Source organism: Tenacibaculum gallaicum (assembly GCF_003387615.1).
GTDB lineage: Bacteria > Bacteroidota > Bacteroidia > Flavobacteriales > Flavobacteriaceae > Polaribacter > Polaribacter gallaicus.
In genome coordinates, this window is the sequence record NZ_QUNS01000003.1 from 365,592 (window position 1) to 389,859 (window position 24,268).

Annotated in this window: 24 protein-coding genes and 4 tRNA genes; 19 read left to right on the plus strand and 9 right to left on the minus strand. The window is 30.8% G+C overall.

Annotated features, from left to right (window positions below; translation table 11 throughout):
- Positions 1-60 precede the first annotated feature (60 nt).
- The 9 genes from C7448_RS08560 to C7448_RS08600 all read left to right on the plus strand — a co-directional run bounded on the left by C7448_RS08560 (position 61) and on the right by C7448_RS08600 (position 11,807).
- The gene (locus C7448_RS08560; protein ID WP_115900945.1) at positions 61-2,484 is read left to right on the plus strand and encodes a TonB-dependent receptor; all 2,424 of its coding nucleotides are present in this window, start codon (positions 61-63) and stop codon (positions 2,482-2,484) included.
- A gap of 6 nt (positions 2,485-2,490) precedes the next feature.
- Complete coding sequence (locus tag C7448_RS08565; protein WP_115900946.1) at positions 2,491-3,984, plus strand: ankyrin repeat domain-containing protein; 1,494 nt, start codon at positions 2,491-2,493, stop codon at positions 3,982-3,984.
- 11 nt (positions 3,985-3,995) lie between these two features.
- Positions 3,996-4,469 carry a DUF2271 domain-containing protein gene (locus tag C7448_RS08570; RefSeq protein ID WP_211321900.1) on the plus strand — a complete coding sequence of 158 codons (474 nt, stop codon included), beginning with the start codon at positions 3,996-3,998 and terminating at the stop codon, positions 4,467-4,469.
- A 27-nt stretch (positions 4,470-4,496) separates the two neighbouring features.
- The gene (locus C7448_RS08575; RefSeq protein WP_115900948.1) at positions 4,497-6,674 is read left to right on the plus strand and encodes a PepSY domain-containing protein; all 2,178 of its coding nucleotides are present in this window, start codon (positions 4,497-4,499) and stop codon (positions 6,672-6,674) included.
- Positions 6,675-6,887: 213 nt separating this feature from the next.
- On the plus strand, positions 6,888-7,103 hold the full coding sequence (locus C7448_RS08580; RefSeq protein ID WP_099213850.1) for a hypothetical protein: 216 nt from the start codon (positions 6,888-6,890) through the stop codon (positions 7,101-7,103).
- 26 nt (positions 7,104-7,129) lie between these two features.
- Positions 7,130-8,224: a hypothetical protein gene (locus C7448_RS08585; protein WP_115900949.1), complete on the plus strand. Its 1,095-nt coding sequence runs from the start codon at positions 7,130-7,132 to the stop codon at positions 8,222-8,224.
- A 113-nt stretch (positions 8,225-8,337) separates the two neighbouring features.
- Positions 8,338-10,401: a sensor histidine kinase gene (locus tag C7448_RS08590; protein WP_170137020.1), complete on the plus strand. Its 2,064-nt coding sequence runs from the start codon at positions 8,338-8,340 to the stop codon at positions 10,399-10,401.
- Positions 10,402-10,404: 3 nt separating this feature from the next.
- The gene (locus tag C7448_RS08595; RefSeq protein ID WP_115900951.1) at positions 10,405-11,154 is read left to right on the plus strand and encodes a LytR/AlgR family response regulator transcription factor; all 750 of its coding nucleotides are present in this window, start codon (positions 10,405-10,407) and stop codon (positions 11,152-11,154) included.
- A gap of 95 nt (positions 11,155-11,249) precedes the next feature.
- Positions 11,250-11,807 carry a YqgE/AlgH family protein gene (locus C7448_RS08600; RefSeq protein WP_115900952.1) on the plus strand — a complete coding sequence of 186 codons (558 nt, stop codon included), beginning with the start codon at positions 11,250-11,252 and terminating at the stop codon, positions 11,805-11,807.
- 2 nt (positions 11,808-11,809) lie between these two features.
- Here C7448_RS08600 and C7448_RS08605 read toward each other — a convergent pair whose 3' ends face one another.
- Together C7448_RS08605 and C7448_RS08610 are read right to left on the minus strand one after the other, a co-directional pair.
- Positions 11,810-12,640 (minus strand): aminotransferase class IV, encoded by an 831-nt coding sequence (locus C7448_RS08605; RefSeq protein ID WP_115900953.1) that lies wholly within the window; start codon positions 12,638-12,640, stop codon positions 11,810-11,812.
- Between the two features lie 104 nt (positions 12,641-12,744).
- A complete protein-coding gene (locus C7448_RS08610) occupies positions 12,745-13,128 on the minus strand; it encodes an START-like domain-containing protein (RefSeq protein ID WP_115900954.1) in 384 nt (127 codons plus the stop codon).
- A gap of 104 nt (positions 13,129-13,232) precedes the next feature.
- Here C7448_RS08610 and C7448_RS08615 point away from each other — a divergent pair.
- Positions 13,233-13,306 (plus strand) — tRNA-Met (locus C7448_RS08615).
- 37 nt (positions 13,307-13,343) lie between these two features.
- Here the strand turns inward: C7448_RS08615 and C7448_RS08620 are convergent.
- Positions 13,344-13,775 (minus strand): GNAT family N-acetyltransferase, encoded by a 432-nt coding sequence (locus C7448_RS08620; protein ID WP_115900955.1) that lies wholly within the window; start codon positions 13,773-13,775, stop codon positions 13,344-13,346.
- A 29-nt stretch (positions 13,776-13,804) separates the two neighbouring features.
- On the opposite strand from C7448_RS08620, the gene C7448_RS08625 reads away from it, so the two are divergent.
- From C7448_RS08625 to C7448_RS08630, 3 genes are all read left to right on the plus strand, one after another.
- Entirely contained in the window at positions 13,805-14,251 is a 447-nt protein-coding gene (locus C7448_RS08625) for a GNAT family N-acetyltransferase (RefSeq protein ID WP_115900956.1), read from the plus strand.
- Positions 14,252-14,366: 115 nt separating this feature from the next.
- Positions 14,367-14,522 (plus strand): hypothetical protein, encoded by a 156-nt coding sequence (locus C7448_RS15825; protein ID WP_170137021.1) that lies wholly within the window; start codon positions 14,367-14,369, stop codon positions 14,520-14,522.
- Between the two features lie 542 nt (positions 14,523-15,064).
- Positions 15,065-15,262 (plus strand): hypothetical protein, encoded by a 198-nt coding sequence (locus tag C7448_RS08630; RefSeq protein ID WP_147300514.1) that lies wholly within the window; start codon positions 15,065-15,067, stop codon positions 15,260-15,262.
- A gap of 859 nt (positions 15,263-16,121) precedes the next feature.
- Here the strand turns inward: C7448_RS08630 and C7448_RS08640 are convergent.
- The gene (locus tag C7448_RS08640) at positions 16,122-16,316 is read right to left on the minus strand and encodes a cold-shock protein (protein WP_115900959.1); all 195 of its coding nucleotides are present in this window, start codon (positions 16,314-16,316) and stop codon (positions 16,122-16,124) included.
- Positions 16,317-16,840: 524 nt separating this feature from the next.
- On the opposite strand from C7448_RS08640, the gene C7448_RS08645 reads away from it, so the two are divergent.
- Positions 16,841-16,913, plus strand: a tRNA-Gly gene (locus C7448_RS08645).
- Between the two features lie 41 nt (positions 16,914-16,954).
- A tRNA-Gly gene (locus C7448_RS08650) sits at positions 16,955-17,027 on the plus strand.
- Between the two features lie 31 nt (positions 17,028-17,058).
- Here the strand turns inward: C7448_RS08650 and C7448_RS08655 are convergent.
- On the minus strand, positions 17,059-17,706 hold the full coding sequence (locus tag C7448_RS08655; protein WP_211321901.1) for a rhomboid family intramembrane serine protease: 648 nt from the start codon (positions 17,704-17,706) through the stop codon (positions 17,059-17,061).
- A gap of 89 nt (positions 17,707-17,795) precedes the next feature.
- Here C7448_RS08655 and C7448_RS08660 point away from each other — a divergent pair, with 89 nt between their 5' ends.
- A complete protein-coding gene (locus tag C7448_RS08660; RefSeq protein WP_115900960.1) occupies positions 17,796-18,707 on the plus strand; it encodes a lysophospholipid acyltransferase family protein in 912 nt (303 codons plus the stop codon).
- Positions 18,708-18,788: 81 nt separating this feature from the next.
- Here the strand turns inward: C7448_RS08660 and C7448_RS08665 are convergent.
- The 4 genes from C7448_RS08665 to C7448_RS08680 form a co-directional block, all read right to left on the minus strand.
- Positions 18,789-18,864: transfer RNA gene (locus C7448_RS08665), tRNA-His, on the minus strand.
- A gap of 55 nt (positions 18,865-18,919) precedes the next feature.
- Positions 18,920-19,636, minus strand: a complete 717-nt coding sequence (gene bshB1, locus C7448_RS08670; RefSeq protein WP_115900961.1) for a bacillithiol biosynthesis deacetylase BshB1 — start codon at positions 19,634-19,636, stop codon at positions 18,920-18,922.
- Positions 19,637-20,794 carry a trans-sulfuration enzyme family protein gene (locus C7448_RS08675; RefSeq protein ID WP_115900962.1) on the minus strand — a complete coding sequence of 386 codons (1,158 nt, stop codon included), beginning with the start codon at positions 20,792-20,794 and terminating at the stop codon, positions 19,637-19,639.
- 75 nt (positions 20,795-20,869) lie between these two features.
- A complete protein-coding gene (locus C7448_RS08680; RefSeq protein ID WP_115900963.1) occupies positions 20,870-22,279 on the minus strand; it encodes an MATE family efflux transporter in 1,410 nt (469 codons plus the stop codon).
- 153 nt (positions 22,280-22,432) lie between these two features.
- Here C7448_RS08680 and C7448_RS08685 point away from each other — a divergent pair, with 153 nt between their 5' ends.
- The 3 genes from C7448_RS08685 to C7448_RS08695 are packed head-to-tail and all read left to right on the plus strand — an operon-like array spanning position 22,433 to position 24,173.
- Entirely contained in the window at positions 22,433-23,191 is a 759-nt protein-coding gene (locus tag C7448_RS08685) for a Rossmann-like and DUF2520 domain-containing protein (protein WP_115900964.1), read from the plus strand.
- Complete coding sequence (locus tag C7448_RS08690) at positions 23,175-23,702, plus strand: KdsC family phosphatase (RefSeq protein WP_115900965.1); 528 nt, start codon at positions 23,175-23,177, stop codon at positions 23,700-23,702. The genes C7448_RS08685 and C7448_RS08690 overlap by 17 nt, the downstream gene beginning before the upstream one ends.
- A 45-nt stretch (positions 23,703-23,747) precedes the next feature.
- Positions 23,748-24,173: a DUF2147 domain-containing protein gene (locus C7448_RS08695; RefSeq protein ID WP_170137022.1), complete on the plus strand. Its 426-nt coding sequence runs from the start codon at positions 23,748-23,750 to the stop codon at positions 24,171-24,173.
- Positions 24,174-24,268: the final 95 nt, after the last annotated feature.

The window sequence follows — 24,268 nt, forward strand, 5'->3', positions numbered from 1 at the left end:
TAGTTATACCTAAACGAAAAATTAAATATTTTAAAAACAAATCTCTCAAAGAGGAAAAAAATGAGAATTATTGCAACCGTACTACTTTTATGTAGTTGTATTCAAACAATGTATAGTCAAGCAACTCTACAAGGAGTTGTAAAATCAGAAAACAATGAAACTATTCCTTATGCGAATGTATTTATTAAAGGAACTAAATTAGGAGCCGAAACCAATGAAAATGGTCTTTTTACTATAACAAATGTTCCACATTCTAATCATAAGCTTATTGTAAGTGCTGTAGGATTCATTCAGTCATCACAAAAAATTGTGGTAAAAGGAGACATTAAAAATTTAGTTTTTATTTTAAAATCAGATACTCAACTTGATGAAGTTGAACTTTTTGGAGCAAGAGACAAAAGAGCTGAGAAACTAGAAACGCTTACAAGATTACCTTTAGCTCCTAATGAGCAATTACAAAGTATTTCAGTATTATCACACAAACTTATCGATCAACAAAATGCCTTAAGCCTTAGTGATGTTACCAAAAATGTAGCTGGTGTATATACCTTTGCTACCTACGGAAACACCAAAGAAAGTATGTCATTAAGAGGTTTTAGAGGGATTCCGTTACTTAAAAATGGTGTTCGTATTAATTCTGATTTTAGAGGAACTGGAGTTATTACCGATATGGCTGGTGTTGACAACATTCAAGTATTAAAAGGAATTTCTGCCATTAGCCAAGGTTTAGGCGGTGATTTAGGTTCTGCCGGTGGAGTGATTAATGTAGTTACCAAAACTCCTAAATTTTATACAGGTGGTGAGGTTACTTTTAGAGCAGGAAGCTTCGGAAAACTACGTCCTACTTTTGATGTTTATGGACCTATTGATACTAATAAAAAACACGCCTTCAGAATTGCTGGTTCTTATGATAAAGCAGATAGTTTTAGAGACCACATTGGTTCTGAACGTTTTTACGTAAACCCTTCATACGCTTGGAGACCAGACGAAAAAACTACTATTACATTAGAAATGGATTATATGCATGATAGCAGAACTCCAGATCAAGGAACTCTTAACTTAGGAGCTTACGATGTAAACAATATTTATAAATTACCTAACAGTAACTTTATGGGCTATGATTCTGATAATGCTACTACCAAAAACCTAACTTATGCTATTAGAGCAGATAGAAAGTTAACTGAAAAGTTAACTTTAAAAGCAGGGTATTTTGTTTCTGATTTAGATATTGATACTGAAACCTCTTACGCTTTTCAAGGAAGTTCAAGAAACGGGTTACCTGTTTTACCAGACAACCAACGTTATAGAGAATACTATGCTTCTAGTAGAAAAGATAATAATAGTGTATTACAATTAGATTTGGTAGGAAAAGATGTAGAAACAGGTTTTTTAAAACATACTTTTCAAATTGGTGCAGATTTTAGAACCTCAGAATTTGATAATATAGCCTATGCTACACAGTATGCCTCAAACAATCAATACGCAGATATTATAGATGTATTACAACCTATAGATAACACACTTCCTAACGGAATTAACATTACACGAAATCCTGCAAGAGATTCAGGATCAAGAACAGAATCATATGGAATTACTATTCAAGATAAAATTAGCCTTACTGATTGGGCTGATATTTTCTTAGGGTTACGTTATACCACTATGAAAAGAACTAGAGGTAGCTTTATAGGTGGACCTTTAGGCGAATCTAAAAGTGATGATGCTTTTAATCCATTATTAGGTTTTAACCTAAAACCTAATGAAAATATTATTCTTTTTGGTTCATATGCCAGTAGCTCAGATCCTAGAACTTCTTTTTATACGGATGTTGACGGTAACGAATTAGGTACAGAGCGTTGGGATCAAATAGAAACAGGGATTAAATCTACATGGTTCAACAATGCTTTACGTTTTAATGTTACTACATTTTATACCTCAAGTAAAAATTTAAACTTACCTGTTTATGACAATGCTGGTAATAGTTTAGGTTATTATACGCAAGGAGGTGATGATGTAAGAAATGGTGTAGAAGTAGAATTAATAGGTCGCTTACTTCCTAATTTAGAAATTATTGGAGGTTATTCTTATTTAGATGCTAAATACAAAGATCATGCATCATATTATTACAACTCTCGTCCAATGAACACGCCAAAGCATACAGCTAACTTCTGGGCACGTTATGCATTTAAAAAATCTTTAGATGGTTTATCTATCGGTGCTGGAGCTTATTACTTGGGAGAACGTCCGCACAATGTATGGTCTAGAAACTATACACATACAGGGGTTATTCCTGATACAAAGCCTTTCGATTTAAATTCATACACTACAGTTAATGTACAAGCTTCTTACAAATTCAATGAGAACTTAAGTATTGATGTATTTGGAAATAATATCTTTGACGAAGTAGGCTATAATGCTTATCGTACAAGTTATATCAATAGAATTGAGCCTGCTAGTTTTGGTTCAACATTACGTTATAAATTTTAATTTATTATGAAAAAACAACACATAACATTTGCCCTTGTACTTTTTATTAGTGCAATTCAAGCGCAAACAAAAAACATATTTTTTGAAAGATCTTTTTGGCAAGGAAAACCTACTATTCAACTTGTTGAAGATAAAATAAAAGAAGGTAATAGCGCTACAGCATTAAACCCAAACGGGTTTGATGCTGTTACCTACGCTATCTTAGCCAGCGCTCCAAATAAAATAATCAAGCATTTACTTACTAAAAAAGGAAATGATGTTAACAAGATTACACACGATAAAAGAACTTATGTTTTTTGGGCCGCTTATAAAAACAATGTTGAAATTATGAAGCATTTGATAGCTAATAATGCTCGTATGGATTTAAAAGATTCTCATCAGTTATCCCCGTTAACTTTCGCTGCAAATGCAGGACAAACAAATAAAGAAATTTATGAGCTTTGTATTCAAAACGGAATTGATATCAAAAAAGATGTTGACGAGCACGGGGCTAATGCTTTATTATTAGTACTACCAAGTTTAAAAGATTTATCATTTGCTGACTACCTTACTTCAAAAGGGTTGAGCCTACATAGTGTTGATAAAGATGGTAATGGAGCTTTTAACTACGGTGCTAAAAAAGGTAATAAAGAAATTTTAAACCTTTTGATAAAAAAAGGATTGCCTTATAAAAACCTAAATAAAAAAGGAGGTAATGCTATGTTATTAGCTACACAAGGTTCTCGTAGTGGTTATAACTCTTTAGAGTTTTTTAAATATTTAGAAAACTTAGGCATCAACCCTAATATTACTAATAAAGACGGAAAAACACCACTACATAATTTAGCTCGTGGAAACAAAGATCTTAATACTTTTAACTATTTTCTTAGTAAAGGAGTAAATACTAATCAAGTTGACGCAAATGGGAATGCTCCTTTAATTATTGCAGCTAGTAGAAACTCTTTAGAGGCTGTTCAGCTATTATCAGAAAAAACGAAGAATATTAATCGCACTAATAAAAAAGGACATTCAGCACTTACGTACGCTGTTGAATACAACTCAGAAGCTGTTGTAGATTATTTAGTAAAAAACGAGGCTGATATTCAAGTAAAAGATGATAAAGGAAACTCTTTAGCTTATTATTTAGTTAAAAGTTATCATCCGAAGAAGGTAAACGATTTTAATGAAAAAATGAGTCTTTTAGCTAATAACGGATTAAACTTAACACAACTCCAAGCTAATAACAATACTTTATTTCATATTGCGGTAGAGAAAAACAGCATCGATTTACTAAAAAAAGTAAACACTTTAAAAATTGATGTAAATACTAAAAACAATGAAGGTTTAACTCCATTACATTTAGCTGCTATGCAGGCTAATAATACCGAGGTAATAAAATATTTATTAAGCATTGGAGCTAACAAATCAATTACTACTGATTTTGATGAAACAGTACACGATTTAGCTAAAGAAAATGAAATCTTAAACAAGAAAAATATAGATATTAGCTTTTTAAAATAAATCAATATAAAATGAAAAAAATCATAGCTCTTTTTATAACTGTATTAACATTAATGGCTTTTAATACAAATGATAGCGCCACCTATAAATGTATGATTCAGATGAAAAATTATACTGGTGAAGGTGCTTACATCGCTATTTCATTATTAAACCCTAATGGAGAATACGAACAAACATTATACGTTCAAGGTGATGATGAAGAATGGTACTCTGATATTACTGAATGGTGGAAATTCCAAGGAAAGGTTCGTACAGATATTGATGCTGTTACTGGTGCAACCATTAGTGGAGGTAACCGAGCAATTACCGTTTTAAAAATTGATAACGATAAAATTAACAAAGGATATAAAATTAGATTTGAATCGGCTGTAGAAGATCAAGAATACTATAAAGACGATGTAGAATTTGAATTAACTACCAATAATCTTAAAGGTAAATTTGAAGGAAATGGATTTATTCGTTACATCCGTTTAATGCCTCAGTAATTTTATCAATAGAAATAGCTAACAAAAATGACCACTTCTATATGGAGATATAGCCACTTAACCTTGGCTATATCTTCTTTCCTTTTTTTACTCATTGCTTCATTAACAGGTATTATTTTAGCTTTTGAACCTATTTCAAAACAGCTTTCAGACTATAGTATTTCTAATACTGAAAAAATAACGCTTGCAGAAACTATTTCTGAACTTCAAAAGCAATATGATGAAATAATTTCTATCTCTGTTGACGAAAATGATTTTGTATCGGCTTCTGTTGTTACTAAAGAAGGAAAAAGTGACACATTTTATGTAAATCCAACTACAGGAAAAAAGTTAGGTGATATTGCAAAAAAGAAATCTATTTTTCAGTTTGCTACGAGCTTACACAGGTCTTTATTTTTAAAATCTACAGGAAGGTTTATTGTTGGTTTTATTTCTTTTTTACTTTGTTTAATTGCGGTAACCGGGCTCATACTTATTACCAAAAGACAAGGTGGGTTTAAAAAGCTTTTTTCTAAAGTTGTAAAAGAAAATTTTGAACAGTATTACCACATTATTATTGGTCGTTACACGCTTATTCCTATTATTATCATCACGCTGACAGGGGTATATTTATCGTTAGATCGGTTTTCAGTGCTACCAACAGAAAAAATTAAACACTCTTACGATTTTTCTTCGGATTCCTCTAATAAAAAAATAACACTTGCTGAATTTCCTGCATTTAAAAATACCACTTTAAATAAAGTAAAAAGTGTTGAATTTCCTTTTTCTGAAGATGAGGAAGATTACTTTTTTGTAAAACTAACCGATAGTGAGCTACTAATTCATCAGTATACAGGAACTATCATTAGTAAAGAAAACCTTTCGTTAACCAGCATACTCTTAAACTGGAGTTTATTATTACATACAGGAAACGGAACTATTATTTGGTCAATTGTATTGTTACTTGCTTCAACATCTATCCTGTTTTTTATCTATTCAGGCTTTGCGATGACCTTCAGCAGAACACAAAAAAGATCGCTACCTAAAAATAAAATAAGCAAAGACAATGCTGAAATCGTCATTTTAGTAGGTTCAGAAACAAACAACACCTACCCTTTTGCTTCGTCTTTATACAATGCTTTAATTAAAAACGGTAAAACCGTTTTCATTGACGTCTTAAACAATTATACTTCGTATAAAAATGCGAAACATCTAATTATATTAACTTCAACTTATGGAGAAGGTGAAGCTCCTTCTAACGCTTCTAAATTCTTACAGCTAGTTCAGCAAACAACTATTCAAAACCCTATAAGCTATTCAGTAGTTGGTTTTGGCTCAAGAGCATATCCTCATTTTTGTCAATTTGCTATTGATATAGATAGTACACTACAACAATTCCCAAACTTTAAAACACTTTTACCTGTTTATAAAATCAATAATCAATCGTTTCAAGATTTTAAAACTTGGGGACATTTATGGAGTGAAAAAACTAGCATACAGTTTGAACTAACACAAGAGATAAAAAAGCATAAAAAACAACAAGTTTTTACCACAGTTTCTAAAACTGATTTAAATAATGATGATTCCTTTTTGGTCCGCTTACAACCAACTAAAAAAATTCGTTTTAACTCGGGTGATTTACTAGCTATCACTCCAAAAAAAGACAATATTGAACGCTTGTACTCAGTTGGAAAAATAGATAATAATATTATACTAAGTATAAAAAAGCATGAACTTGGAGTATGCTCTAACCTACTCTATCAACTAAAAGAAAACGAACCAATTCAAGCAAATATCCAACAAAATAAAGACTTCTATTTTCCTAAGAAAAAGAAAGAAGTAATCCTAATTGCTAACGGAACAGGTATTGCTCCTTTTTTAGGAATGTTACAACATAAAAATGGTACAAAAGCGCATTTATTCTGGGGTGGTAGAACTAAAGAGTCTCTAAGAATGTATACTCCTTTGTTAAAAAACATGGAGCAAAACAATATTCATATTGCTTACTCTCAAGAACAAGATAAAGAATATGTACAAGATTTGCTATTAAAAAAAGAAACTATAATTACTACTGTTTTACAAAACGGTGGAACGATTATGATTTGTGGCTCTATTAAAATGTTAAAAGGTGTTGAGAAAGTATTAGAACAGATAACTTCAAATAAACTAAACACATCTTTAGACCACTTTAAAAAGAATAATCAAATCAAAACAGATTGTTATTAGAAGATAAAAAACAATTTCTCTGTTAGAATACAATCAAGATATTTAGATTACCCAATTGTCAAGTAGTAACTTGATAATTGGGTATATTTTTTCTACATTTAATTACCTTTCATATAAAAATCAACGAATTCTAATTTATCTACTACGAATTCTAATTTACCCCCAATTAGCCTCTACATCTGTGGTAATTTTGATCATATAAAAACAACAATTATGTGGTCAAACAACAATTACTCATCAGTACTAAAAATGTATTTGGAGAAATACACAAGTTTAAAATTACAAATAAACACAAGCGGATTAATCGCTTCTGTTGAAAAACAAGAAAACGGTCAGTGGATTAACGACCGAAACCTTCCTAACATTTTAAATAAACTATCATCTAGTATGAACTTAGGAAAGGATGTAACCATCATTTTACAACAATAATTATATTAACCTTAAAACAAAAAACTATGAAACAAAACATTTTAAAAGTAGGTACAGTAATGGGATTACTACTACTAATCGGAGTATTTTCAAGTTGTAACAACACAAAAAGCGACAATAAAAATCAAGAACTGGGAAACATTGCTACCACTGAAGAAACAATTGAAAAATCAGTTGTGGAATACAGAAATCCCATAGTATTTATTACAGGGAATGACAAAGGAAATAATCATTTTTATGACAGTGCCAGAGTATATTTTAAAGAAAAAAACTACCAAATAATCAATGGCAAGTATTCAGTAGAAGAAATTATTTCTTGGATGAACAACAATGCTACTGAAAATCCTTACGGAGAAGTTCATATCGTAAATAACAACAATCCTTTCCGAGCAATGAATTTAGAAACTGTAGTTAATGGAGATAAAGTAACCGCTGAAACGTTGCAAAAAACAATTACTAAAGGTGCATTACCCTCAGTAAAAAATGAAGCTATTACAGATGATACTAGAATTATTTTTCACACCAATCAATTGGCTGAAAACACTGATTTAGTAAACACTTTAAAAAGTGCTTTTATAACCGAAAGTAAAATCCCTCAAGTAGTTGCATCACCATACTACAATGTTTTTGGAGGTGAATTTTCAAACCATTATTTAGCACAACCGTACTATGTATTTTATCCAACAGCTAATTCACCTGGAAAAGTAGATTTATCAAAAGAAATCGCTAAAAAATATCCAGAAGAAAAGGAAATTTCTTGGTACGATGCTTTAAACAATGAAAGAGAGCGTTATGTAGGTGAACCTTATACAATTCATTATAGTATTCCTGTAAATCTAGAATTAGATTATCATAACTCTGACAACGAAATTCCTCACTTTGTAATGCAAGAAGAAATCATGGATTTCATTGCTAGTGAAGAAGATTTAATGAAAGAAGTTGAGAAAACAACTATTCCTGTAGAAAAATTCAGATGGACGTATACTGTAAAAAACAGTCAGTTAATTATAAAAGGTAAATCTTCTGCACTATGTGTTTTAAAACCTTTAACAAAACCTTACGGTGAGTTAGAACATGTAAAACCAGACACCAACAACAAACGTTTATACGCTATGAAGTAACTAATAATTGTTGAACAAGCGTCATTACGAACTTAGGGAAACCTCATAATAAAAGTAATTACTTCAACCTCCTTCTCTTCGTAATGACGTTTAATTTAAGTATGTTTGTTATAATGAAAACCCAACATCATATTACAAAAACAGCCATGAGAAACAGTTTTGTATTGAGTACTCAAACACACTCAATACAAAATTTTGTTTTTTTATTACTAGGTTATTTTTTTTATGGACTGATAAGTGTTTCTGCCCAAAACCAACCTTTAAAAACCTACACAAAAAATAACGGATTGCCTAGTTTACACATAAACGATGGTATTCAAGATAAAACTGGTTATGTATGGTTAGCTTCTAACAATGGACTAATCCAATTTAATGGAAATGAGTTTACAACTTTTACCACAAAAAATGGATTAGCTTCCAACATCATCAATACCATTTCTACAAAAGGAAATACTATTTTTATTGGTACTGATAAAGGCTTAAGTTTAAAGAATCATCGTGGATTTTTTAATTTTGAAAGTAATAATGTTAACTGCATTTTAACCGTAAAAAACCATACTTTCTTAGGTACCGATAAAGGTATTGTTAGAGTTCGTGAAGATTACCTTTCTCCCCTTCGCACCAATTTTCAAATTGATTTAAACCAAATAAATGACATCTTATTTGATGGAACATTTTACTGGGTAGCTACGAATAAATCTTTATGGAAACTCGATAAACTCATCAACCCAGAAATTTTAAAAAGAATTGATGTAAATAATTACACCTCTATTTTAATTAATGGGAAAACTATCGTTGCAACTACCTACAATAATGGTCTTACGTTTATTACAAACGATAAAGTAGAAACGCAGACTATCACTGCACAAAATGCTACCAAGATAGAAAAAATCAATAATCAATTTTGGGTTATCTCTGAGGATAATGGTATTGAAGTACTAGATGCTAATTTTAATTTCGTTAAAAACATTAATAAATATAACACCTTAACCACCAATGAAATTACTAGTGCTTTTCAAGATAATGAAAATAACACATGGGTTTCTACAAAAGATAAAGGAGTTTACTTTATTAAAAGTGATAAATCAGTACAAAAAAAGCCAACTATTTCTTTTGAAAACATCCAGGTTGTTTTTACAACCTTAGATAGTATTAACATTAATAACTACAACAAAACCCTGCAGCTTCCTGCTGATAAAAACCATATTTCTTTTTATTACAAAACAATAAACATAAACAACTCAAATAAGTTAGAATATCGCTATACACTCAACAATCAAACCAGTCCTTGGAGTACTAAAAACGCTATTGATTTAGCTTATCTTTCTCCAGGAAACTATACATTTTCAGCTCAATCAAGAATTGGAAAAACAGAAAGTGATCCTATTGAGTTTAGTTTTTTTATCGACACACCTATCTATAAGAAAAGCTGGGTCATTTGGTCTAGCGTTGGATTAGCCTGTTTAATTTTAACTCTCATTATTTGGTCATACATTCGAAGAATTCAAGCTAAGAATAAAACTAAAGTAGCGAAGCTAGAGCTGGAAAACCACTTAATATCACTAGAGCAAAAAGCATTACAATTACAGATGAATCCGCATTTTATTTTCAATGTTTTAAACGGAATTAAGGCATTAGGTAATTCGGGTAAATCTGTAGAGTTAAACGCTACAATTAGTAAGTTTGCTACACTTTTACGTGGTGTTTTACACAACTCTAGACAAGAAGAAATTAGTTTAGCAGAAGAAATTACAACGTTAAAAAACTATATTGAACTGGAACAACAGATGAACTCAAACACCTTTGAGTATTCTATAACTACAAACCTTACCATAGATTCTGAAGAAATTTTAATTCCGCCAATGCTTATACAACCTTTTGTTGAGAATAGTATAAAACATGGAATTTCTTCTGTAGAAAATGGAAAAATTGAGATTAATTTCTCTGTAAAGAAAGACCTTTTACATTGTGAAATAGTAGATAACGGGATTGGAATTCATCAATCGAAAGAACTAAAAAAAGTAAGCTCACATAAATCAGTAGCATTAAAAGTTACACAAGAGCGAATTCAAAACCTCTCAAAAAAGAGTACTATTTCTATTAATGAAATATATAATGAAGAGAAAATAATAGGGACTAAAGTACTTTTTAAAATTCCTTTAAAAACTGATTTTTAAAACATGACAAAACTTACTGCAATTTTAGTAGATGACATGCCTACTGCTTTAAATATGTTGCAAAACGACCTTACTCAGTTTCATCCAGAAATTGAAATTATTGGCACTGCTAAAAGTGTGGTTGAGGCTTCAAAAGTTTTACGTAAACAACAACCAGATATTTTATTTTTAGATATTATGTTAGGTGATGGTACAGGTTTCGATGTTTTAGAAATTCACCCAAACCTATCTTCAAAAATTATTTTTGTTACAGCTAGTGACGAGTATGCTATTAAAGCTTTTAAGTTTGCTGCTATTGATTATGTACTAAAACCATATTCGAATGAAGACTTAACAAATGCTATTAGTAAAGCAAAAAATCAAATTAAACCCGATAAAGAACAGTTAACAGTACTTCAACAATCCATTACAAAACCGAGTCAACGTCCTAAAAAGATATCATTAAACACTTCTAATAAGATAATGGTGGTAAATTTAGATGATATTGTCCGTTGTCAGTCGGATAATAATTACACTGAGTTTTTTATGAATGATGGACAAAAAATATTGGTTGGAAAAACTCTAAAATACTTTGCTGACATGTTAAAAGAATTAGATTTCTTAAGAGTTCACCAAAGCCATCTAATTAATATTCAGTTTATTAAAGAATTTATAAAATCTGATGGTGGTTATTTAGTTTTAAAAAACAAAACAACGGTTCCTGTTTCAGTTCGTAAAAAAAATGAAGTTATTAGCGTTTTAGAAAAAATGTAATTACCGTTTTTTTCCTATTTCCTCAGGTTTTTTAACACTTTTGTTAAAGTTTTATTAATTTTTTATTTACCTTAGTGTTTATAAACTAAAAAAATATGGTTGCATTTAAACCGGAAAAAGGTAGGTTATTAATTGCTGAACCAGCAATTTTAAATGATAGTTCTTTTAAAAGAGCTATTGTTTTACTTACTGAGCATAATGAAAAAAGTTCAGTGGGTTTTATTTTAAACAGACCTTTAGACCACGTACTTAGCGATTTAGTTCCTGAGATAGACTGTGATTTCACAGTATATCAAGGCGGACCAGTAGAACAGGATAATTTATATTTTATCCATAAAGTTCCACACTTGCTTCCTAATAGTATTGAAGTTGCAAACGGTATTTACTGGGGGGGTGATTTTGACCTTTTAAAAGAGTTATTAAACAATAAACAGTTAAAGGCTGGTGATATTCGTTTCTTTTTAGGATATTCTGGTTGGGGAACAAGCCAACTGGAAGAAGAGTTATTAATGAATTCTTGGTTTATTGCAGAGAACGACTACGAAAATATTTTGACCACCAATGATCGAAATTTTTGGAAAGACAAGTTACTCCAACGAGGTGGAAAGTATAAAATTTGGGCTAACGCTCCTAGCGATATTCAAATGAACTAGCCCTAGCTAGTTACTATTGCAAGCTTTAAGCTACTTTTTATTTTATTTGTTATCTCTGTTGAAAACTCTTTTTTACGATAATTGGTAACTGACTGAATTCCAACAATGGCGTTGGTTATAAAAACTTCATCTGCTTTTTGAATTTCAAAAGGAGAAATAGTTGTTTCTTCTATTGTATATTCTGGATGTTTTTCTATAATTTCAATTACTTTTTTTCTGATAATTCCTTTAATACAGCCTTCAGTTAAAGCAGGTGTTTTTATAACTCCTTCTTTTATTATAAAAATATTTCCGTTAATAGCTTCAACAACCCCTTTACGTTCATTTAGTAAAATACAGTTATCTAAATCATTTTCTTCAGCAAAAACAGCAGCCAATGTATTCAACATTCTGTTTGTTGTTTTAATTGTTGAAAGTAACCCTGAATAATTATAAAAATCTTTAAAAACATCCATTCTATACACCTCTTTTTCTGTATATTCTAATGGAGTTCCTTCAATAATATAATCTATCTCGTTTGTAACGGGTGTATATAAACCACCATCTTTTCTAAAAACAGTTAATCGCACTCTATAAGTAGAAGATTCAGGTAATTCCTTTATTACCTGAAGGATTTCATCTTGTAAAAACTCAAGGGTAAACTTCATAGGTATCTTCATACGAAGCATTCGCATTGATGCCATTAATCTAAAATAATGATCTTCAACAAAAACAACTTTACCGTTTAATACTTTGATTGTTTCAAAAATAGCATCTCCATATTTAAAAGCTCTATTCTTTGTTGAAATTTGTACTTCGTTATCAGAAATTAAAGTTCCATTAAAGTTTACCATTTCTTAAAATTTTAATTGCAAACTTACAATTTAGGTGAATATTAGCCACAAAAAAACTCGACAAAATTGCCGAGTTTACCTTTTAGTTCTTTTCTCCTTGTGTGTTAAGCTCCTATTGTATGCTTTAATTCTTCTATTTGATTTTGCCAAAGCATTTTTGCTTCCTCAGCATCGTCTTCATCATCAGCAAAATCTGTAACAATTACAGCAACATCTTTTGTTAATGGATCTACTTCTATTTTAAACTCAAAATAACTATCATCACCCTCACTTTCAGTCCATTTAAACTTAATACGCTCATCTGTTTTCTTGGTAATAATCTTTGCCTCTTCTTCAGAATCATCCCAAATAAAAGTAATAAGCTTTCCTCGTGAATTCACTCTGTCTGCAAACCATTCTTCTAAACCTGCTGGTGTTGCAAAATATTGGTATAACATACTTGGAGATGCATGAATAGGAAACTCTAACTCAAATTTAACTTTGCTCATTTATTTTTTTCTTTAAGTGCCAATATATATAATTATTTTTTAAAAAAAAATTTAAATGTTTGTTGCCTAAAACTAAAAAGTAATTATATTTGCACCCGCAATCAGGCGAGGTAGCTCAGTTGGTTAGAGCGCAGGATTCATAACCCTGAGGTCGGCAGTTCAAATCTGCTCCTCGCTACAAAACCCAAATCATTCGATTTGGGTTTTTTTTATACCTATATTTTCATACACATTTTAAAATGAACACCGACCTTTCGCACTTCAAACTCATCTCCTATTATTCTAAAACCCATACTTTTATAAAAACCAATAGCTTCTTTTCTAGCATTACACCATAAAGTAATAATATCCTTACCCTTTAAAACACTTTTAGCTTCTTCTACTAACATTCTTCCGGCTCCCATCCCTCTGACCTCTGGTAATGTTGCCATTCCTCTTAATTGATATTGCTCACCTTTAATGACATCAGTTTTATTCTGTATAAAAGATGCTATACCTACCAATTTATTATTGTGAAAAGCTCCTAAATGAAAGCTCCTTTCATACTCATCTTCTTTAAACTTATAAGGTAGGTCAATGTTATTTCGTAAAACAGTTAATCGAATATTATAGGTTTCTTGAGCTGATATATTTTTTATTTTTATCATCTTAAATTTCTTTAATCCAAAAATACAGAATGAATATAAGTTTTAACCTAATTAGTAAAGAAGATATTCTTACAATCCTTCCTCTTTTACGTAAAGCAAATACTACTACGCCACAAAATATTTTAGAAGCTAGAGTTTTAGAAATGGCTGAGTATTCAAACTATGAATGTGTAGGTGTTTTTGATGATGATAAGCTTATAGGTGTATGTGGGCTTTGGTATAGCACTAGACACTATATCGGTAAAAGTGTAGAGCCAGATCATGTGATTGTTGATAAAACTTATAGAGGCAACAATATTGGCAAACAACTTTTTAAATGGATTTATGATTATACGAAATCCAAAGGCTGTGAAGCTGTTGAGTTAAACACTTATACTGCTAACAGAAAGTCTCATAAATTTTATTATAACGAAGGCTTTGAAATATATGGTTTCCATTTTCTAAAAATTATAAGAGATGAACAATCTTTTTTTTAATTAGAATACAATTAAAACACCCCAAAAAATAGCATAAAACCTTACTTATATTACGGTTTATTTTTTAATGTTCTTTTTTAAATAATTTAAGTTTGAGAAACTTAAAACTTTTATAATGGTAAAGAATATTTCAAACTTAGGAACTAAGTTAAACAAAAAGGAACAACGATTTATTAACGGTGGTAAAAAACAATGTTTATTACCTGACAATACCTGTTCTGAAATTTGGATTGGTTGTGCAGAATCTCAATGCCAGCCTCAACCTTTTTAAAAAACTAAGCGGGTTCTCCCGCTTTTTTTCTCCTCCTTTAATACTTCAACCGTAAAATCTATACTTTTTATTAGAGCTACAAATCAAAAAAAATATTTTTTTGGTTTGTCCTTACTTTTTTTACGTCTTTTTATTCTTTTATTTATTAAATTCTAATTAACTTTGTAGTACTTAAGAGACGTCTTAAGTTCTTTTTCATAGCAATTTTCCCACTCAATTTTTTGAGTGGGTTCTTTTTTTCATGAAACTATAAATTAAAGACCATAATTAGCCTCCCCTTTAATAATACCCACTAGCATGGGCTTCATTATTCATACTTTATAATTAAAAACGAAGCTATGTTTATTAAGTTAAATTTCATCTTATAGATTATTGCATATTTAGCTTTTATTGTTTTTACATTTCTTTTAAAAAAAGGATATCAATAATTAATGTTATTTGTTAATTTTAGTTAAGTAAGATTTTACCTTACTTTTTTTACGGCTTTTCAATAATTTGTTTTTTTGTTTTTTTTAGATTTGAGAAATTTAAAAACTCGAATTATGTTAAAGAACATTTCTAACTTAGGTACAACCTTAAACAAATCAGAGCAAAAAATAATTTTAGGTGGTAATCCTCCAGACCAAGATGTTGACCTAGGTGACCCAACTATTGAACCATGTATAGAATCTTTGTGTTATACAGATATGGAAAACATGTGTAACCATAAATGTTGTGAACATATTAAACTTATTTGTTAATTTTAAAAAGCTCTTCGGAGCTTTTTAAAATTATTATCGTAAATCAAATATCAACAACATTATTACTAATAGATGATACATCTATCATTCTACTGTTTTAATATTTTTTTTCTAACATTACCAATACCATGATTATTTAATTTTTCAATGTTTATCATTGTCTTAATAATTTTATTTTTTTTATCATGAGTAAATTATATCCTGGTGATACCGTATGTTTTTTTAATGAAAAATTCACTGTATTTGACAAAAAAGGTAATGGAGAAAGATGTAAAGGAAGTTTCATTCCTGTCCTTAAAACCTATAATACTACTTACAGTTTCAAAAAGGACCATCTTAAATTAGTTATTTAACTATCATCTAAGTTTGGAGTATTTATTATAGATACTCCAAACTTATTATCCTTTTTACTACAGTTTTACTTTATTCTATTTTTAATATTTTTGCTCACATGCATGAAATTATTATAGATACTTTATTCTTAATATTCTCTTTCTTTTTTATCAGAAAAGGTTCAATTTTTCTTATAAGTAGATCAAAAAAATTCCATGAAAAATATAGAACAGCTTTAGCTGACAAAGACAGATTTTTCAATTTTTTCCAACTATTTTTTAATATCTTTTCATGGGTTACTATCCTTTTAGTCTTTGTTATTTGGTTCAGATTTCTCACATCTTAAAACCTATAGTTTAAAAACACAATACGCAACCAATATTCCTTTTATTACTCTTGAGTTCTGAGTTTGGATTACCTTTTATTTCAAAAGGTGATTCGCTTAAAAATTGAATATAAAAAAAGGCTATCTTTTCAGATAGCCTTTTCTATATAGTTATGTATAGGTTATAAACTAACCACAACTTTAATCTACAATTTCTACATTAAAAGCGTTTAAGCCTTTTTTACCTTGTTCGGTATCGTAACGTACTTTGTCATTCTCTCTAACATCGTCAATTAACCCTGAGTTGTGTACAAAAATATCTTCTCCTGATTCTGATGATGTAATAAATCCAAATCCTTTTGAGCTGTTAAAAAATTTCACTATGCCTTCTTGCATCTTACTTAAATTTTAAATTATTATATAATGTTGTGTAAAAGAAGAACCTTTATATAACTATTTTATAATGTTATTACACAGTTACAAAAAGCTATTATGCTATAAACACTTAAAAAAAATAAAGGAATAATGAAATAAAAAAGGCAAGAAGAGAATAAACTCAAAAAACTAATTAATATATACTACCTTGAAATAATTAAGGTGTTCTACTTGAACGCGACAAAGATAGTCTTTTTTAATTGATTATTTAGATATTAGTTCCTTTTTAAATTTTTAAATCATGTTCAGCATCATAATTTATGATACACTGCAAGAATATTGAAACAGGTTTTAGTGCATTTTATTACATAAAAAATAGATTTTATACTCATCTCTATAAATACTCTTACAGCATATAAAATATTTAAAACCTTATACTATTCACTTTCTGAAAGTTATGTCTAAAAGGTAAATTCTTTGTTAATTTTTTTTAAAAAAGTCTTTGCAGATATTAGAAACAGTCTTATATTTGCAACCGCTTTACTGCGGGAGTAGCTCAGTTGGTAGAGCGTCAGCCTTCCAAGCTGAATGTCGCCAGTTCGAACCTGGTCTCCCGCTCTAATTAAAACATAGCAAGTAATTGCAAAAACTTTACCAATGCGAGAGTAGCTCAGTTGGTAGAGCGTCAGCCTTCCAAGCTGAATGTCGCCAGTTCGAACCTGGTCTCTCGCTCAAAAAAACCGAAACTAATGTTTCGGTTTTTTTATTTATTCATTTTTAGTTTATCTCCAAAGAAAAATAACCCCGCAATAATTAATGCCATAACACCAATCATTACCGTGTGATTTGTTATCACACTTGGTCGCAACAATAATGTTATTAAGTAACCACCTATCGCTCCGCCTAAATGTGCTGAATGACCAATATTTCCCACTTGATTTTTCATTCCGTAAATAGAGTACAACAAATACCCAACACCAAAAACATATCCTGGAATTGGAACTGGTATTGGCAACATAATTAACTCCATACCTGGGTACAACATTATAGAAGAAAATATGACTCCTGACACTCCTCCTGATGCTCCAACTGCACTATAGTAAGGTACCTTTTTATGCTGATACAGCGAATACATACTTCCCGCGATTAAACTCACAAAATAAATTAGTATAAAGTTTAATGTTCCAAAACTTGAATCAACCACTTTTCCAAATAAATACAAAGCATACATGTTAAAACCTAAATGCAACCAATCTACATGTAAAAAACCAGAAGTTAGCATGCGTATTTTCTCTCCACCCAATATTTTTTGAACCTGAAATTTATAGCGATCAAAAAAAGCAGCATCGTTAAACCCTTTAAGAGATACTAATACATTAGCTACAATTAGTATAATAATAATTTGACTCATAGTTTTATATATATCCACAAACATAAACAAAAGTTAATAAAGTAAATCATTCATTAATTAATACGATATTTGCCTAAAATTAAAACTTAATGAAACTACTCATATTTATTATTGTGTATCCACTTATATGGATATTATCAATTTTACCAATGAGATTATTATATATAATTTCTGATTTTTTTCGCTTTATTGTTTTCGACCTTGTAGGCTACCGTAAAAAAGTTGTTGTTAAAAACCTAAAAATGGCTTTTCCAGATAAAAGTGATAAGGAAATAAAAAACATTGCAAGAAAGTTTTATAAACACTTTGTCGATTTAATTTTTGAGAGTATCAAATCTTTTACAATTAGTGAAAAAGAAATACTTAAACGCTATAAATACAAAAACCCTGAACTTGTTAACAAACTTGCAAAAGAAGGCAAAAGTATTGCTTTAGTAGGAGCGCATCAAGCTAACTGGGAATGGTCTATAAACACTCCTTTAGTTTTAGATATACCTGTTTTTGGAGCATATACTAAACTGGCTAATAAATATTTTGAAAAAGTAGTAAAAACATCAAGATCCAAGTTTGGTGTTACTGGTTTTAAAACTTCTGAAACCATAAAGGGAATTCACAAAAATTACAAAAACAACACACAAGGACTCTACATACTACTTAGTGACCAGTCTCCTCAAGTGCACAAAACTCACTATTGGTCTGAATTTTTAGGAGTAAAAGTTCCCATACATACAGGAGCTGAAATACTTTCAAAAAAATATGATTTTGCAGTAGTTAATTATGCTGCAAGAAAAATTAAGAGAGGTTATTTTGAAGTTGAGTTTGAACTGATAACAGATTCTCCAAAAGACTTTGAAAACTATCAAATAACAGACAAATATTTAGAAATTACCGAACGAAATATTAGGAAACAACCTGAGTTTTATTTATGGACACATAAGCGTTTTAAACATAAAGACAAATATGAGCAATGGCTAAAAAACAGAAAAGCTTCTCAGAAATAACTGAGAAGCTTTTTTATTGCTTATCTAAATAAGTTTACTCCACAAAAAAAGCCTTTCTACTTAGAAAGGCTTTTGCTTTTTGGGTGAAAGACCGGGTTCGAACCGGCGACCTCCGGAACCACAATCCGGCGCTCTAACCAGCTGAGCTACAATCACCATGTAACTTGCGGGTGCAAATATACAAGCTTTTCATATTTTGGCAAAATTTTTTATTAAATTAATTTACTTAAATTTTCTACTGCCACATAACGTTCTGATGTAAAGCCTTCTGCAAAATCAACTCCAATTAATCTTCCTAAATCTCTTGCTCTATACTCAATACTATCAGTAAAGTTTACACTAGTTATTGGTGTTTCTGGTTCGTTACTCTTAGGATTAAAAAACTGCGATGAGTACGCCATGACCGAACCTATCTTTTTATCCATAAAACCTGTAACATCTACTACAAAATCAGGCTCTATATTTTTCCATTGTATATAATGATATACTTGCTTTGGTCGCCACTTTTCTTGTTTAACTCCATCTAACGCTGTTTCTATTTTAAGTAAACCGCTTAAAAAGCATGCATCAGACACTAACTTACTTCCTTTTGGGTGATCAATATGACGATCGTCAATAGCATTACACAATACTATTTCTGGTTGATACTTACGTATCATTTTAATAATTTCTAATTGATGCTCTCTATCATTCTTAAAAAAGCCATCTGCAAAGCCTAAATTTTCACGTACTGATATTCCTAAGATTTCACCAGCTATTCTTGCTTCATTATCTCTTAACTCAGCAGAACCTCGTGTTCCTAATTCTCCTCGGGTTAAATCGACTATACCTACTTTATTTCCTAACGAAATTTCTTTGGCTATTGTAGCGGCACACCCTAATTCAACATCATCTGGATGCGCTCCAAAAGCTAATATATCTAGTTTCATTTATTGTATTGTTTTTTGTAATGCTTGTTCTATATCTTCAATTAAATCTTTTGTTTCTTCTATTCCTACCGAAAAACGAATAAGTCCGTCTCTTATTCCTTGCTTTGCTCTTTCTTCTGGTGAAAGTAACGCATGCGAGGTTTCTGCAGGACTTAGCATAGTACTTTCAACTCCTGCTAAACTCATAGACGGTTTTATCAATGCTAAATTACGTTGAAATATCATAGCATCAATTTCTTCTTGTAATTCAAAAGACAACATTCCTCCAAAATACTTCATTTGAGATTTGGCTAACTCATAATTTGTATGCGACTTTAACCCTGGGTAATATACCTTAGCTATATGCTCATTTTTTTCTAAAATTTTTGCTATTTTTAAGGCATTCTTGCTTTGGCGTTTTACACGTAAATTCATTGTTTTTAAACTGCGCTCTAGCATCCACACCGTAAAATCACTTAAACTCCCTCCTAAGTTCTTAGCTAAATTCCATATTTTCTTTATATGTTCTTCTGAAGCAGCTACGGCTCCTGCCAAAATATCTGAATGGCCTCCCATATATTTAGTCGCAGAATGTATCATAATATCAACTCCAAAATCAACTGGAGTTTGATTAATTGGAGAGGCAAAAGTATTATCAATCATTGTTACAACACCATGTTGCTTTGCTAAATTAGCAACAGCCTGTATATCTACTACTTTTAATAAAGGATTGGATGGAGTTTCAATAAAAATTACACGTGTGTTTAGTTGAATTTCTTTTTCAAAATCTTCAATAGCTAAACTGTTGGTAAACGAATATTCTATTCCAAATTTTTCAAATTCTTCTACTACAAAATTATAGGTTCCTCCGTACAACGTTTCTTGCAGTACTACATGGTCTCCTTTTTGTAAAAAAGCTAATAAAGAAGTGCTAATAGCTGCCATACCCGAACCAAATAGTAAGCCTGATTCTGTTTTTTCTAAAGCAGCTATTTTTTTACACAACGCTTCTTGATTAGGTGTATTAAAATAACGTGGATACCTTTTTACATCTACATTTTCAAATTGGTAAGAAGTTGACATGTATATTGGTGAAATAGCTCCTTTAAATTGTTCGTCTTTTATTTCACCAACATGCGTACAAATAGTATTAATGCCTAATTTTTGCTTGGTATTCATAGTAATAAGAGATTTTAAAATCTTAGACTTTAGATTTCTTTACAGAACTTTAATAGCTAAGTTACAAAAACTACCTTATACCTTAACAGATTTCCATTTTCCTTTTTTAAACATCCAAATACCAACAATGGCAATTAAAATTTCTGCTAAGGTTATTGCTAAAAAGACCCCAATAGGGCCAAAACCTAACGTAATTGCCATAAGGTATGCAAACGGTAATTGGAATAACCAAAAACACACAAAATTGATATAGGTCGGTGTTTTCGTATCACCTGAACCATTGAATGATTGAATTACAACCATTCCGTATGCATACGCTATATATCCTGCCGCCATAATTTGTAAACACAATGCTCCATTTTCAACAACTTCAGAATTTTCAGAAAACCATCCTAAAAAAGTTGGGGCAAAAACTATATAAATCAATGATACTATTCCCATAAAAATAGCACAGTATTTACTGGTAATCCAAACAGATTTCTCTGCCCTTTCCGGTTGTTGTGCTCCTAAGTTTTGACCTACCAATGTTGCTGCTGCATTACTCATTCCCCAAGCAGGCATTAAAGTAAACATCATTATTCGAATAGCAATTGTATATCCAGCAAGTACTTCGCTTCCAAATTCAGACATAATTCGCATTAAAAACACCCAGCTTGAAGTTCCAATAATAAACTGCCCTATTCCACCTAATGACACTCTAATTAAGTTTATCATTACTGAAGCTCTTATCACTAGATCTTTAACAACTAATTTTACTTTACCTGCCCCAAAGAACAATACTAGTAATTGTGCCACAACTGCTGTTCCTCTACCTATTGTTGTTGCTATAGCTGCTCCTTCTACTCCGTATGCAGGTATAGGTCCTAATCCGAAGATAAAAATAGGATCAAGGATAATATTTAATCCGTTTGATAAAATCAACGTCCACATTGCTATAGATGCATTTCCTGCTCCTCTAAAAATAGCATTGATTAAAAACAGTAACATTACAGTAATGTTTCCTCCTAACAATACTTGGGTATAACCAAAACCTTCAGCTATTAAGTCTGGCTCCCCTCCCATGAGTGCCAGTATTTCTTTCGGATATAAAATTCCTACAACACTAATAAGTATTGAAATAAATACTCCTAGAAAGATAACTTGTACTGCTGTTTGGTTTGCTCCTTCTGAGTCTTTTTCTCCCGTTCTACGAGCAACTAAAGCGGTTGCCGCCATACTTAACCCTATAGCAACTGCATATACTAAAGTTAGTACCGACTCTGTTAGTCCTACAGTAGCTACAGCATTTACACTTACTCTCGATACATAAATAATATCTACCAAAGCAAAAATAGATTCCATCAGCATTTCTAAAATCATCGGAATTGCTAATAAAAAAATTGCCTTACGAATGCTTCCTGTCGTAAAATCTTGCTGTCTTCCTAAAACAGCGTCTTTAAAAAGTGAGAATATGGTTTGTTTTGATGTTTGATTGTAATCAGTCATTATAAAGTTTATATATATACATAAAATTGTCTTAAAAAAATTAAGACATAACTATTTGTTGCTCAAGCAACACTGCTATGTGAGGTGACTTATACAATCATAATGGTACAAATATGCGAAAATATTTTTAATTAATTTCAATATCTTCGTGCTATGATTAAGGTTGCCATTATAGGAGGCGGTAATGTAGCTACACATTTAGCCAATGCTTTTAGTAAAACAAACGAAGTATCGTTAGTACAGGTTTATGCTCGAAATATTGAACAAGTTCAACATTTAAAAGGAGTTACTTCTATTACAAATAGCATAGAGCTTTTAACAAAAGCTGATGTATATATCATTGCTGTTTCTGATGATGCTATTGGTGATGTTTCTCATAAAATTGAACAAAAAAACGGTTTAGTAGTGCACACTTCTGGAAGTGTGGCTATGCAATCGTTACAAAACACTGGTCGCAAAGGTATTTTTTACTTATTGCAAAGTTTTTCAAAAGACAAAGAAGTTAATTTTGATGAAATTCCGTTTTGTTTAGAAGCTGAAAATGAAGAAGACTTACGGTTATTAGAAGATCTAGCAAAATCAATCGGAAAAAAGATATACCGTATCAATTCTGAACAACGTAAACGATTACACGTCGCAGCCGTTTTTGTAAATAACTTTACCAACCACATGTATAAGATTGGTGCTGATATTTGTAATGAATACCAAGTTCCTTTTGAAGTATTACAACCGTTGGTTAAAGAAACAGCTCAAAAAATAACCAAGTTGAGTCCTGAGGCAGCACAAACAGGTCCTGCCAAAAGAAATGACCAAAAAACTATTCAAAATCATTTAGCATTATTAAATGCTGAACAACAAGAAATTTATAAACTTATTACAAAATCAATCCAAAAAAATGGAAAAGAGTTATAAAGAATACTTACCTCAAATAGATACTTTTATTTTTGATGTAGATGGTGTGTTGACTAACGGAATTGTAACCGTTTTTCCTGATGGGCAACTCTTACGTCAAATGAATATTAAAGATGGGTACGCTTTAAAAGCTGCTGTAAAAGCAGGCTACAGAGTTTGTATCATCTCAGGAGGAAAAAATGAAGGTGTACGTACACGCTTAGAAGGCTTAGGTATTACTGATATTTATTTAGGTGCTCATAACAAAATTCAACAGTTTAATGAATTGGTTGAAAAGCACAAATTGAATCCTGAAAATGTGATGTACATGGGAGATGACATTCCTGATTATCCTGTAATGAAACTCGTTGGAATGCCTTCTTGCCCTAACGATGCCGCTCGTGAAATACAACAAATTTCAAAATACATTTCTGATAAAACTGGCGGTAACGGTTGTGCTCGTGATATTATTGAACAAGTGTTACGTGTACAAGGAAAATGGGATAGCAATTTTGATGCACAATACGATTAATTGGAATACTTTTTGAAAACGATATATTATTAAAACTTATACATAATGAAAAAAATACTTTTTACTTTAGTACTTACTACCATTAGCTTTTCAATGAGCGCACAAACTATTTTCGGAAAATGGGAAAACCGCGATGAAGAAACTAACAAAGTTGATTCTGTAATTGAAGTATATAAAAAAGACGGAAAAGCATACGCTAAAATTGTTGAGATTACAAACGAAAAACGTCAAGAAGCTGTTTGTGATAAATGTAGCGGAAAGCGTAAAAACACCCCTATTTTAGGAATGAATATTTTAACAGGACTAAAAAAAGATGGTGACGAATGGAGCGGTGGGAAAATTTTAGATCCTAAAAACGGAAAAGAATACAAGTGCTATATTAAACTAGAAAATAATGACAAGTTAAAAATTAGAGGTTACATCGGTTTTGCTGCCTTTGGTAGAACAGCCTACTGGCACCGAAAAAACTAAACATCATTCAAAAGCATCAATTTTTAATGATGCTTTTTTTATAAAAAAATAAAAGACTTTAATGTCTTTTATAAAGAAAACCAATATCTTTGTAA